General features: G+C 50.6%; 14 protein-coding genes. 7 read left to right on the top strand and 7 right to left on the bottom strand.

Annotation, left to right across the window (positions count from 1 at the left end; genetic code table 11):
* Positions 1 to 32 precede the first annotated feature (32 nt).
* Positions 33 to 236 carry a cation transporter gene (locus J4F31_05600; protein MCE2496036.1) on the top strand — a complete coding sequence of 68 codons (204 nt, stop codon included), beginning with the start codon at positions 33 to 35 and terminating at the stop codon, positions 234 to 236.
* A gap of 68 nt (positions 237 to 304) precedes the next feature.
* On the top strand, positions 305 to 805 hold the full coding sequence (locus J4F31_05595) for a heavy-metal-associated domain-containing protein (protein ID MCE2496035.1): 501 nt from the start codon (positions 305 to 307) through the stop codon (positions 803 to 805).
* 4 nt (positions 806 to 809) lie between these two features.
* On the opposite strand, the gene J4F31_05590 is transcribed toward J4F31_05595, so the two are convergent.
* Positions 810 to 3,668 (bottom strand): PD-(D/E)XK nuclease family protein, encoded by a 2,859-nt coding sequence (locus J4F31_05590; protein MCE2496034.1) that lies wholly within the window; start codon positions 3,666 to 3,668, stop codon positions 810 to 812.
* Positions 3,669 to 3,693: 25 nt separating this feature from the next.
* Here J4F31_05590 and J4F31_05585 point away from each other — a divergent pair, with 25 nt between their 5' ends.
* Entirely contained in the window at positions 3,694 to 4,737 is a 1,044-nt protein-coding gene (locus J4F31_05585) for a COX15/CtaA family protein (protein MCE2496033.1), read from the top strand.
* Here J4F31_05585 and gldD read toward each other — a convergent pair.
* Genes gldD through mutY form a run of 4 tightly spaced genes read right to left on the bottom strand, consistent with a single transcriptional unit; the run spans position 4,694 to position 8,170 of the window.
* Complete coding sequence (gldD, locus tag J4F31_05580; GenBank protein ID MCE2496032.1) at positions 4,694 to 5,254, bottom strand: gliding motility lipoprotein GldD; 561 nt, start codon at positions 5,252 to 5,254, stop codon at positions 4,694 to 4,696. The two genes, J4F31_05585 and gldD, sit on opposite strands and share 44 nt — an antisense overlap.
* A complete protein-coding gene (gene gldE, locus J4F31_05575; GenBank protein MCE2496031.1) occupies positions 5,244 to 6,581 on the bottom strand; it encodes a gliding motility-associated protein GldE in 1,338 nt (445 codons plus the stop codon). The genes gldD and gldE overlap by 11 nt, the downstream gene beginning before the upstream one ends.
* 21 nt (positions 6,582 to 6,602) lie before the next feature.
* On the bottom strand, positions 6,603 to 7,076 hold the full coding sequence (gene ssb, locus J4F31_05570; GenBank protein MCE2496030.1) for a single-stranded DNA-binding protein: 474 nt from the start codon (positions 7,074 to 7,076) through the stop codon (positions 6,603 to 6,605).
* Between the two features lie 44 nt (positions 7,077 to 7,120).
* Positions 7,121 to 8,170 (bottom strand): A/G-specific adenine glycosylase, encoded by a 1,050-nt coding sequence (gene mutY, locus J4F31_05565; protein MCE2496029.1) that lies wholly within the window; start codon positions 8,168 to 8,170, stop codon positions 7,121 to 7,123.
* A 151-nt stretch (positions 8,171 to 8,321) separates the two neighbouring features.
* Here mutY and J4F31_05560 point away from each other — a divergent pair, with 151 nt between their 5' ends.
* The 3 genes from J4F31_05560 (at position 8,322) to J4F31_05550 (ending at position 10,830) form a co-directional block, all read left to right on the top strand.
* Positions 8,322 to 8,615 (top strand): integration host factor subunit beta, encoded by a 294-nt coding sequence (locus J4F31_05560; GenBank protein MCE2496028.1) that lies wholly within the window; start codon positions 8,322 to 8,324, stop codon positions 8,613 to 8,615.
* Positions 8,612 to 9,085, top strand: a complete 474-nt coding sequence (locus tag J4F31_05555) for a tetratricopeptide repeat protein (protein MCE2496027.1) — start codon at positions 8,612 to 8,614, stop codon at positions 9,083 to 9,085. The genes J4F31_05560 and J4F31_05555 overlap by 4 nt, the downstream gene beginning before the upstream one ends.
* Before the next feature lie 203 nt (positions 9,086 to 9,288).
* A complete protein-coding gene (locus J4F31_05550; protein ID MCE2496026.1) occupies positions 9,289 to 10,830 on the top strand; it encodes an Rne/Rng family ribonuclease in 1,542 nt (513 codons plus the stop codon).
* Here the strand turns inward: J4F31_05550 and J4F31_05545 are convergent.
* Positions 10,819 to 11,031 (bottom strand): hypothetical protein, encoded by a 213-nt coding sequence (locus J4F31_05545; GenBank protein ID MCE2496025.1) that lies wholly within the window; start codon positions 11,029 to 11,031, stop codon positions 10,819 to 10,821. The genes J4F31_05550 and J4F31_05545 overlap by 12 nt on opposite strands.
* A gap of 170 nt (positions 11,032 to 11,201) precedes the next feature.
* A complete protein-coding gene (locus J4F31_05540) occupies positions 11,202 to 12,110 on the bottom strand; it encodes an MFS transporter (GenBank protein MCE2496024.1) in 909 nt (302 codons plus the stop codon).
* A 27-nt stretch (positions 12,111 to 12,137) separates the two neighbouring features.
* On the opposite strand from J4F31_05540, the gene J4F31_05535 reads away from it, so the two are divergent.
* On the top strand, positions 12,138 to 12,614 hold the full coding sequence (locus J4F31_05535; protein MCE2496023.1) for a RecX family transcriptional regulator: 477 nt from the start codon (positions 12,138 to 12,140) through the stop codon (positions 12,612 to 12,614).
* The last annotated feature ends 286 nt before the right edge of the window (positions 12,615 to 12,900 follow it).

Here is a 12,900-nt window from a genome sequence, read left to right as displayed (position 1 = left end):
ACCGTTAGCGTTTATGGTGTAACTTTGTTCGGATGGAGTTGAATATCGACATCGAAGGAATGAGCTGCATGCACTGTGCTCGAACGGTGAAAACGGCGCTGGAAGGAGTGCCGGGGGTGGTGCGAGCCGATGTGAGCTGGGAGCGCGGAAAAGCGGTCGTGGAAGCAGATGCTATTGAAATGGACCGCCTAGTGGAAGCCGTGAATGAAACGGAGGCCTACAAGATCGTTAGATAAAGAAATTGGCCCTAAGGGCCGGAATTGAGAATAGAATCAGAACTTAAATTTATAGCTACATCAGAAAGGTGATTTTATCCGGAATCATCACTGCCGGTTTAATGGTCTTCGCCGCTTGTGGACAGCAATCGACTACGGAGGCTGAAAGCACTGCTAACACCGAAGCTTCAGCCGAGGTAGCGGCAGCAACAGTTGAATTGTCGGTAGATGGTATTATGTGCTCGCACGGTTGCGTGAACACCATTGAAAAAGCTTTAGGTAATACAGCAGGCGTCCAGTTCGCCAGTGTGGATTTCGACCACAGCTCGGCCAAGATCGAGTACAATGCCGATGAGATCTCAGAGGACGAGATCATCGAGGTGATCAACGGATTACACGATGGTATCTACACCGCAAAATTAGCATCATGGGACGGTAGCGAAGCAGATGGCGAAGCGAAGTCCGGATGCAGCAAATCTTGCGACCCATCTGAGTGCACTGCCGAGAAAAAGGCCGCTTGTAGCAAAACTGCAGACGCTAAGACCGACTGCGCCAAAGCGTGCGGTAAAGGTAAAATGAAAGAAGCATGATCGATCACTCGGTCGACTTCGAGAATATAAGATAAGGGGCGTCAGGCGCGTTCGCGAAAGGAATCCGCTCATCGAGCATTTCCAAGATCACTTCTGCCAACCCCGCTTCGAACGAAAGAAGGTCCTCCTCTGTGAGGGCCTTTTTATTTTTATCGTCGTAGGTCAAATGATCGGGCTTCGAGGGCTGTCGCAACCAATAAATGCCCGCTTTAATATTTTCCGGGGGGGTGCCTGCGGCACGATGCCACAACCAGCTGTACACCATAAGCTGAACCGTTTTCTCCGTTTTGTCGTTATCGCGTACGCGCTCCCAGCCCTTCCACTTTATGCTGTTCTTGTCTACCGTTCCCGATTTGTAGTCGACTACATAATAGGTGTCGCCAATGCGATGCACCCGATCAATGTATCCGTGGATCTTCACTTCCTTTCCATTCGGTAAGCGCAGGCTCGATTCGGCAAAATGCTCACAGTCGATCAAGGTCAAAACTTCTCTTTTCTTGTTCAAACCCTGTACTACCTGCAATTCCCATTCGAGGAATCGCTTGACATAGGTGCGGGCGGCTTGTATACCCAGGAAATTAGTGCCGTAATACGGATTGCCACCACGGTATTTTTGGTTCCACGAACGATCGACCTGCTGCTCGTGCTCTTTCAGTAGTTCATTCAATACCTCCTCGCTGATGACCTTGCCTACATAGGGTAGGTACAGCTGTTCCAAGGCGTGGTGCACCACATCTCCGAAGGTGCTGCTCTCCAAGGACTCTTCCACTTCCTCTGCTTCACGAAGCCGTAATACGTACTGAAAGTAGAACTCGAGAGGTGCTTGCAAGTAGCGGTTCAAAGCACTGGGACTAAGTCCTCGATCGAGCATTTCGTTCAATCGCTCAACCAGTGCCGGCGATTTGTCGATTATCCACTGTGGGTCTTCGGTAGAGGTCAACGGAGTCGATACCACCCCTTCGTTGTATTCTATGACCGACTTGTATTTGTGCGCGAGCTCGTGCTCTATCTGAGTAATGTATCGGCTGCGTTCGCCACTTCCGAAATCGTCGGTTTGAGTAGTGTGGATGAGGTGCACTTCGGAAGCGCGCTGGAGTAATCGGTAAAAATGGTAGGCGAATATGGCATCCTTTTCTCCTGTGCTCGGCAATCCGTAATGAGCTTTGAGGTCGAAGGGTATAAAGCTTTGGCTCGACGTCCCCATGGGCAGGATTTCTTCGTTTACGGAGAAAATCATCACGCACTCGAAATCTAGCGTACGAGTTTCGAGCATGCCCATGATCTGAAGACCCTGTAGCGGCTCTCCGTAAAACGGCAGCTCCTGCTGTTGAAGCAACGGGCGTATAAAGGTCCTTAGCGAGGCAATGCTGTCGATACGCCCGAACCGCTCGTTCAGGTCGCGCAGTTGAACCAATACCTTGTACACTTGGAAGAGGAACTCGCGTTCCCAGGTCACCCGGTCGCTATCGACCAATTGTATATCCGCCCGAACGTCTTGTGCCCATTGAAGCAGTGTTTCGGTGGGCGATGTTTGACTCCACGGGGCAAAGACATGGTTCATGCGGTCGCTCCAATTCCCACCGAATTCGCCCCACCATTTCTGCAGGTTCGCATCGCTGAAGAACATTAGATTTCGCTCAACGATCAATCGGTGTACCCGCGCACTGGGGTCGTTGGGGTAGAGGAGGTTCCACAGCGGATGAGTGAGCAGCCGTATTACGTTTCTGTGGTACAGGCGTTGTCCTTTACCGGCAATGACACTTTTTTCGATGGACTCCTGATGCCGTAAAAGTTGCTCCAAGAAATCGATCACGAGACCGTGCCGAATGGGATAACCCATGGTCAAGTTCACGTGCTTTACTTCGGCCGGAAGCGCATTGAGTACAGGTAGCAACATGTCTTCATTGGCCAACACCAACGCGGTATTCTTGAGTTGGGGGTCGCTTTTTAAACGGCTCTTCAAGAGGGTTCCCGCGTGGTGCGCCTGGGCCATATTCTTGGCGGTGGCCCATACGTTGATCTTTTTGGGAGTGGTGGCCCAATGGTCGTGGGTCCATCGGAGTTCACCTTCTTCTAAAAAACGCGGATTCTTGCAGAATCGACGCAGGAACATCCCCGCCTCGTGCTTGGGTTGATCGAGGTAAAAGCGGTCTGCATCCCACCGCAGGTGGCCCCCCTTTTCTTTCACGAGCCAATCGAAAAGCACTTCTTCGGCCTTGTTTATGGCATTGAATCCGGCCACGTAAACTGGCCCCTTCCATTCGGTAGGCCAGCGTTTACCGGCCGCCTCGAGATCCTCGCACAGGTGGCGGTACAGCATTCCTTGGTAGGCGCCGTTCATGTTGAGTAGGCGCTCACGAAAACCGTGGTACAAGGGCCCTAGGGTGTCCCAGAAATCGAGGAACTTCTGCATGAGCGGTGTTGGCTCCGGATCCCCGTCGCGCATCCACATCTCGATGCGCTTGATATCGACCAGCGAGCGGTATAGTTCGTCGGCCGGAATCAAATATCGGTCGACTTCGTTGAAATCTTGCAGTAGGATCTGACCCCATTTGGAGAACTGAACGATGGTGTCGGGCACGTCGTCGCCCTCGTGCAGCTCGAGGTAGCATTCGTACAGCTCGAACGAGAGGCGCACCTTGTCGAAGGTGTGGAGTCCGCTCCAACGGGTAATAAACGGCTCTATGGCCATGATCTCCGGAGCCAGGGTAGGCCGGTCGATTCGCTCCGAGAGCCGCTTGCGCAAAAACAGTGCCGCGCGGTGGCTCGGCAGCACCACGAGCACATCGCCTAGGCGATCGCCGTGGCGCTCGAGTAATTCGTCGGCAAGAAGGTCGAGAAATCCGTTCATAGAGGTACTCAAAAATGATAAATTTGCTCCGCCTATCATGAATAAAGCACTCTTTTTTACAGCGCGCATTTCTCTGGTCTGCATCATGCTCGTGGTGGTGGCCGGAAGTGTGGTCCGTATGTCCGGTAGTGGCATGGGATGTCCCGACTGGCCCAAATGCTTCGGCTATTTGATTCCGCCCACGGAACGATCGGTCCTCGAATGGGCTCCCGACCGCTCCTTCGAAAAGGGCCAAATGATCATTCACAACGAGGCACTTTGGGTGGCGCAGTCCGACTTTACCTCGGGCGAAAGCTACAACGAGGCGCAGTGGCAAAAGTATACCCGCCATAACTACGCGCTCTTCAATGCGGCGCATACCTGGACCGAATACATCAATCGGCTCATCGGAGCCTTTAGCGGCATACCGGTATTCCTCACCTTCGTGCTGAGCTTGTCGTTTCTCCGCCGAAGCCCCGTTATTCCGCTACTGGCCTTCGGCGTGCTTGTCTTGCTGGGATTCGAAGCCTGGCTCGGGAAAATGGTGGTCGACGGAAACCTGATTCCGGGACAGATCACCATGCACATGTTCGGTGCCCTGGCTATCGTGGCTCTACTTCTGACCTTGCTCAGCCGCCTGCGAAGAATAAACGAGGTTTCGCCCTTGCGGGCCGATGGCCATTTCCGGGTCTTTCTGGGCGTTGCGGTACTACTCAGTTTAATACAGATCCTACTGGGCACGCAAGTCCGCGAGGAGATTGATTTCATTGCCAAGAGTTTGGGCGGACTCAATCGGGTGACATGGATCGATCAATTGCCGATCATCTTTAAAGTACACCGAAGCTTTTCTATCGTGGTTTTGGCCGTGAATGCCGTGGTGGTCGGGCTCAATTATTTGCGGTGGGAGCCGATCAAAGAAGTGTATTGGATGGGTGCCTTGATCGTTGTAGAGGTCGCGACCGGAATAGCACTGGCCTATGCCGGATTACCGCGTGCTTTGCAGCCCATGCACTTGGTCTTTTCTTTCTTGATCTTCGTTTTACAGGCCTATGTATGGCTTAGGACGGTTCGTTCCAGCGCGTGGTCTCCATCAAATGGATAACGTCTTCGCGTAGGAATTCGAATACGGGTCTGATAGAGTCGTAGTTCGGCGTTGCGCGGAAGTATAGTGCGCCCCGTAGAAAATGATCGGTGCTGTCGGTAATAACGAACTGAAGCTGCGAGGCCGCATCGCCGGAGATCTCGTAAAGCACACCCCAAGTTTGCGCCTCTGAATTCTCGTATACCCTTTCCTGGATTCCATCGGCTTTGCTCGTGTGGTTGTACACCAATTCACGCGATTCCTCCAGATACTTGTACAGGTTGTTGTTCAGTGGTTTGTAGGTCAGGTGGATATCGGACTTGAAGTTCTTCAACTGCACTGTGCTCCAGTAGTCGCGCCGCTTTTTCATCTCGCCGTAGGCGGGAAACTCAAAGCGATATGGGAAGGTATCGTTGAAGCTTTTGTACGATCGCTCGGGCAGTTCGATGCGCACGTTGCCAAAGGGTTTTGGTGTGAAATCATCGCTGCTGCAGGCGATGAAGGCCAACAGGGCCAGTGCGAAAATACTATTCTTCATTCCCGGTGGATTCTGGGTCGAGCACCGTTACCTTGATGCGCTTGATGCGGCGGTGGTCGATGCCTTCCACCTTGAAACGATAGTGGAGGTAATCTATTACTTCGTTCTTGCGTGGGAACTTGCCCGAGATCTCGAGTAGGAATCCGGCCAGGGTATCCGAATCGCCCCGCACCTCGTCGAAGTCAACTCTCTCGATATCGAGTACGCGGTAGAAATCGTTCAGCGGGGTCTTGCCTTCGAACACGTAGTTATCGTCGTCGAGCTTGGAGTAGATGATGTCTTCGTCGTCGAACTCATCGCTGATATCGCCCACGATCTCCTCGAGCACGTCTTCCATGGTCACGAGTCCGGAGGTGCCACCGTATTCGTCGACCACCACGGCCATGTGCATTTTACGCTCTTGGAACTCTTTTAGTAAGTCGTCGATCTTTTTGTTTTCCCGCACAAAGAAGGGCGGTCGCAAGAGGTTCGGCCATTTAAAGTCGTCGTTGGCATTCAGATGACGAAGGAGATCCTTTATATAAAGGATGCCGCTTACCTGATCGAGGTTTTCTTGAAAGGCCGGTAGGCGTGAGTAGCCATTTTCGAGTATGAGCTTCAGCACTTCGGGGTAGGTCATTTCAGTATCGAGCGCAATGATATCCATCCGCGGTTTCATGATCTGACGCACTTCGATGGATCCGAATTTTACGATCCCTTCGAGCAGGCGTTGGTCGTCTTCGGTGCGTTCTTCGTCGGAGGTGATCTCGAGGGCTGTACTGAGGTCTTCTACGGAGATGTTTTGCCCTGAAGGTTTAAGTCGGCGCTCTATGATGTTGCTGGTTCCGATGAGGAATCCGGCCACGGGCCGCAGCACATTCGACAAAACGAAAAGCGGTTGCGACATCGTTTTGCTGAAGTTCAGTGCGTTGCGGTTGGCGTATACTTTTGGGAGCACCTCTCCGAACAAAAGGAGTACGAAGGTGATGCCGACTACCTTAACCGCAAAATCGAGTATTGCGTTATCGCCGAAGTGGAACAGCATACCCATCAACAGGGTCGAGATCAGCACGATCAGGATGTTGATGAAGTTGTTGGTGATCAATATCGTGGCGAGCAGCGACTTGGGTTTGTCGAGCAGGCGAAGAACGAGATCATCGGCGGCCGATTTGCGCTTTTCGAGCGAGGCGAAGTCGGTCGGACTCAAACTAAAGAACGCCACTTCCGAACCCGAGATCAACGCGGAGCTCAGTAGCAGAACGATCAAAGAAACTCCGTATCCAACCAGGGTTACAGGTGCTTCGAGTAGGATGGTCAAAAAGAGAAAAGGTTCGGGGTCAGGATCCAATCGCCGGCAATTTGATTCGTATTAGAAGGGTAGGTCGTCGTCGTCTTCACCACCGAAATCGGATGGTGAAGGGTTTGCGCTACTACCCTGAGCGGAGGTGTTCGATGGTGGCGGGGTCGGAGCAGAGCTCGATGAACCGCTATCCGAAGAATTGGCCGGACCCGGGGCACCCAACATGGTCATGTTGATGGCGCGAATCTCGGTGTTGTATCGATCCTGACCTTGGTCGTCTTGCCATTGCCGGGTACGTATACTTCCTTCGATGAACACCTTATCTCCTTTTTTGAGGTATTTCTCGGCCACACCGGCGAGTCCGCGACGCAAGATCACGGTGTGCCATTCGGTATTTTCGACTCGATTTCCCTCGCGGTTGGTATAGCTTTCTGACGTCGCAATGCGCAATCGCGCTAAGGAACCACCGTCGTCGAAATGACGCACTTCAGGGTCGGCCCCGAGATTCCCGATCAACATTACTTTATTCAAACTACCTGCCATACCCAAATGCTTTCTAACAAATTTAAAATTCTCGCCGAATTAACCTATGCAAGTCCTCGGTCCTCCATCCATTGATGAATGACAATTGGAACAGCAAAGGTCGGAAGTTCTTCCCGATCGACCATCACGATACCGGGAAATTGCGGCATGGTATCGGTAATAAGGTGCCAAAACCGAATATTCAGTAGCCTGTGGCTCAGTCGGTGCTTGATTCCGTCGGTCACCGAATGCACTTCTACGGCTCCGTTATTCAGGATCTTTTTCCAGTCGGGGTGGTTTTGCGCCTCGTGGCGCGATGTGCTCCTTTCGCTTTCCAGCACGGGAAAATCGTACAGGCCACGCCAAATGCCTCGGTCGTCCCGTTTGCGGATCGCCACTTTATCGCCCATTTCGATGAAGAGGTAATTCATCCAAATTTCTTTGACCTTAGTTTTCCCCTCCTTTCGGGGAAGGTCTGAAACCGAATTCAGTTCTACCGCCATACAACTTTCGTTTAATGGACATTGCGCACAATCCGGGTTTTTGGGTGTGCATTGAACGGCGCCGAATTCCATAATGGCCTGATTGTGCAGGTGGGGCCTATCGTCATCGAGGACTTCTGTCGCGAGTTCGGCGAAGTACTTCTGGCCGAGAGGCCGATCAATAGGCAATTCCACACCAAAGTATCTACTCAGGACGCGGTATACATTTCCGTCGACCACGGCGTAGGGAAGGTGAAAGGCAAAGCTGGCGATGGCGGCGGCTGTATACGGTCCAATTCCCGATAGTTTGAGTAGTTCCTTATAGTCGGACGGGAATTTTCCGCTGTGTTCGGACAAGACTTGTTGGGCTGCTTTATGCAGGTTTCGAGTGCGCGAATAGTACCCAAGTCCCTGCCACAGCTTTAGAATATCATCGATCGGCGCGTTGGCGAGCTCTTCGATGGTGGGGTAGGTTTCGACGAATTTGAGGTAGTATGGAAGTCCCTGATCGACACGAGTTTGCTGTAAAATGATCTCCGAAAGCCAAATTTTATACGCGTCTTGAGTCTCGCGCCAAGGGAGCCTTCGGTGTTGTTTTCGATACCAATCGATCAAAATGGCCGAGAATTGCATAATTGAGGTTTGAATTCGGTTGACTTATAGAAAGTTAGCGGAAACAATTAAACGCAATAGTCCTTTTCAGTATAGGTTTTTTGCCGTATATTTGCACGCCTGAAAAACGACATAATGATGTCGAACGTTCAATTCTAAAACATTTAGTGAGATGACCAAAGCGGATATTGTGGCCAATATAGCTGAGAAGACAGGATTAGAAAAGTTGGAAGTACAAGCCACTGTAGAAGCGTTCATGGACGAGGTTAAGGAGTCGTTGGAAGACGGTGAAAATATTTACCTCCGTGGATTTGGAAGCTTTATCGTGAAGGAACGCGCCGAGAAAACCGGTCGTAATATTTCTAAGAATACCACCATTATCATTCCAGCCCACAACATTCCGGCCTTTAAGCCGAGCAAGACGTTTGTGGAAGGGGTGAAAAACAAAGTGCGCGTAGCGAAATGAGGAAACCCGGACCGATCATATTGATCGCGGTCGGAGTAGTACTCACCGTTCTTTTATATACAGCACCGATCTCGGTGCTGAATGAAACGACACCGGAGGTTTCTGAAACCGCCGATGTCAATGAGTTGATCGATGAAGCCATTGAGAAGGTTCGAGGTGACAATCCCATGGAAGGGATCATGACTTTGCGGGAGATCGCAGAGGAGCACCCGAACAACCCAAAAGCGCAGTTTTACCTAGGATTGTTCAGTATTCAATCGGGTCAATACGAAAAAGCTGCGGAGCGGTTCCAAAAGGTCGTCGAATTAGATCCGAACAATGTGGATGCCTACCGTTTCTTAGGCGATGCACATCGCAGTTTGGGCGACACGTTGGGAACGAGAGCGGCCTATGAAGCTTATCTAGAGCTCAGTACCGACGACGAAGCCAAAGGCGAGGTTCGCGCAGTGTTGGATCAATGGTGTAATTAAAAGTATTATTAACGACTTAAAGCAGTGCATTATGCCAAGCGGTAAAAAACGTAAACGTCATAAAATGGCGACCCACAAGCGTAAGAAACGTTTGAAAAAGAATCGTCACAAGAAGAAGTAATTTCTTTCTTATCCTTTTCCCTATTGCTTTGAGCATCTGGCCGATTCCCTAGTGGAAGTTCGCCGGCCAAAACTTAATTATTGTGAGTACCGAACTGATCATTGATAGCAGTAGCGGTTCCGATGTACAAATTGCGTTGCTTAAAGACGGACGTCTGCACGAGTTGCAGAAAGAAGTAGAAGGACGCCAATTTCAGGTAGGGGATATCTACCTCGGAAAAGTAAAGAAAACAGTTCCCGGCCTCAATGCGGCATTTGTCGATGTAGGCTACGAAAAAGATGCCTTTCTTCATTACCACGACCTCGGTCCGCAGGTGAATTCTCTTCTGAAGTATCAGAAGCGTACTGCCACCGGCCGACAAAAGTGGGCGCTTGAGAATTTTCAGCGCGAAAAAGACATTAATAAGAACGGGAAGATCGATGAAGTCCTGAAAAAAGGAATGGATGTCTTGGTTCAGGTAGCCAAAGAGCCCATTTCAACCAAAGGACCTCGTATTAGTTCTGAGATTTCGATCGCTGGACGTTACTTGGTTCTGATGCCTTTTTCAGACCGCATATCGGTTTCTTCAAAAATTCCGGACAAAGAAGAGCGGAACCGACTTCGCCGTTTGATCGAATCTATACGCCCAAAGGGCTTTGGAGTGATCATTAGAACGGTGGCGACCGGCAAAAAAGTAGCAGACCTTCACCAAGACATGAATGACTTGGTGAAGCGGTGGAAGAATATGCACCGCCTGTTGCCTCGCAAAAAAGCTCCGTATCGAATTCTGACCGAAATGGACAGAGCTACGGCCATCCTGCGCGATGTGTTCAACGAATCGTTCTCCAGTATCGTTGTAGACGACGAAGAGTTGTTCAACGACATCAAGGAGTACATCGGAACCATAGTGCCAGAGAAGGAGAACATCGTTAAATTGTACCAAGGGCGGATTCCGTCTTTCGAGCACTTTGGTATCGAGCGTCAGATCAAAGCGGCTTTTGGCCGAAGTGTATCCATGAGTAATGGGGCTTACCTGATTGTGGAACACACCGAGGCGCTGCACGTGATCGATGTCAACTCCGGAAATCGCAGCAACAGTAAGGAAAACCAAGAGCAAAACGCGCTCGAGGTGAACCTGATCGCCGCTAACGAGATCGCCCGACAATTGCGCTTGCGCGATATGGGAGGAATCATCGTGGTCGATTTCATCGACATGCAGAAGAAAGAGAATCGTCAGGTCCTGTACAAAGGACTGAAAGATGCGATGGAAGAAGATCGTGCCAAGCATAAGATTCTACCTCCAAGTCGATTTGGCTTGGTCGAGATCACGCGCCAACGTGTTCGACCCGAAATGAGCATCAAGACCCGTGAGACGAATCCCGACGGTGGTGGAGAAGTCGAAGCCCCGATCCTGATCATCGATCGGATGGAATCGACCCTCGACGCTCTGATGAAGCGCGGAGACAAAGTGCACGAATTACATGCGCATCCATTTATTGCGGCCTATCTGACCCTCGGTTGGAAAAATCTGCGTAAAAAGTGGAATAAGCAGTACAAGATGAAATTCAAGGTGGTACCGCGCGACGCGTACAAATACCTCGAATATCACTTATTCGATAGCAAAGGCGAGGAGTTAACCGCCTGATTCATCGACGCTCAATGCGCGTAGGTTCTTGTAGTCGAGCAGCAATGACAACGCCGAAGCCAAGACGAAGAAACCTCCGAACATATAGGCAAATCGAACCGTTGTGCCGCTCATGAAGTAGGGTAGGCTGAATACTCCGATGAGCACTGAGCGCACGATGAGATTGATGACCGTAAAGACACTATTCGTTCGACCGATCACGTGGTTGGGAATTTGATTGAAGAGACAAGGTCACGCGAATGATTCGAGTTCTGGCATTGGTGATCCCTGTAAGAAAGAGGCAGGTGTAGAAGAGCGGGGTCACCTGGCCGAGACTCAAGTATATGAAAACCGTTCCTGCCAAAGCCATGAGTATTATGACGGAGGCAATGTTATTGGTTCGGTAAAAAATACGCCGTGTCGCAAACCCGGCAGTCAATGCCCCAACGGCGTAATAAGCTTGCCCACTCGCAAAGAGGTCGGGCCCCGAAGCCATCCACTGGTTCACGTATTGAGTAAGCACAACGAGGATTTGGACGAGAACGAAGGCGAAGAGTGAGTGCGTGAATAGTCTGTATTTGAAGACCAAAGGATGTTGACGGAAATAGTGGAAACCCGCTTAAAGTCGATCGAGGACCCCGTCCTCTTTCGACTTTTTTCCTTTCGGTCGGCGTGTAATTGATGCGACCGATCAAGGCCATGGCCAAGAAATAGGTGAACGCGTCAAAGGCAAAGATGGCATGCAGGTTCCAAGCCTCTATCGCATACGGCAAAGTCACCTCGAACCCCAATACATTGATGGCCTCATAAGCCACCGTGCTACTGATCAACACCGCTGCAGTAGCCCCACTGAATACTTTCGTGGCCTGATTCTGGATCTCGAATAAACTATTGATACGCCCATAGTCCTTCGACTTAGTGATCTCCTGACCAAAAGCGTACAAGGCCGGATAGTGAATGTTGAAAAAGAGCGTGGTCATCCCAAAAACACCCAAGATCATCCATGGCGGCATTTCACCCGTAGCAAAGCCGTAGATCGCCGCTGTGGCCAAAATGGTTCCGGCGATCCCATTGGCATAGAGGAATAAAGTTTTGCGGGAGTACCGATCGATCAGCCTTCCCGCATACAGGCTCCAAAAAAGACTCAGAAAAGTGACCAGGCCATACACCATGGCAAACAGGCTCGATTGTTCCAGCACATCGGGGAAGTACCAAGGCACGGCCAAAACCGAAATACCCTGCGCGAATCCCGACACGATGTTCGAGCTAAGTAAATAGGTGAGGGACGATCGGTTTTTCATTCGAACGAAGGTAGCTATCTTTAGATCATGTCAACACCCGAATCCACTCCAAGTTCTTACGGCGACGCCAAGGCCGATCTCGAACGCTACTGCGCCTATCAAGAGCGCTGCCAATCCGAAGTCGAGCGAAAAATGGAAGGTATGGGCCTGCGGCCCGATGAACGCGACGAGCTCCTTGTCGATCTCATTACCTCTGGGTTTCTCAATGAGGAACGATACGCCAAGGCCTTCGTCCGCGGAAAATTCCGATCCAACAAATGGGGCCGCTACAAAATTCGTCAAGGCCTCAAAACCAAACGGGTATCGGTAGAGTGTATCGCGGTCGGACTCCAAGAGATTGATGAAGATGAATACATGAATGTTCTCCGCGATTTAATAGAGCAAAAAGCTCGGTCCGTAAAGGATAAGAATACCTACACCCGAAACCGAAAAATTGCAAATTACCTGCTGCAGAAGGGCTTTGAGTCCGAGCTGGTGTGGGAAGAAATTAATGCGGTTTCATAAGTGTTATAAGTGGCGCTATGCGCTCGAAGGGGATGCGACCTAGATGCAATTAAGTCTCGATCCGCGCGATCAGCTCGTTCCGATCAGATTAGCCTTTAGCAAATCAGTTGTAAGTAGACGTCGTTAAAAAGTCGTAGGCCGTTATGACGCTTTGTGCTAATGGATCAACACTTAAAAACCTCTGTACGGATTTTTTGTCCGCTCCTTCGTGTATTGACCCCCTATAAATTGGACAGAAATTATCAATCAATTTAGCAGAGTTTTTGGGTTTAACAATTTATTTTCT

Source organism: Flavobacteriales bacterium (assembly GCA_021296215.1).
Lineage (GTDB): Bacteria > Bacteroidota > Bacteroidia > Flavobacteriales > ECT2AJA-044 > ECT2AJA-044.
Note: the sequence above shows the minus strand (reverse complement) of the source record. Positions and strands in the feature narration are given on the sequence as shown.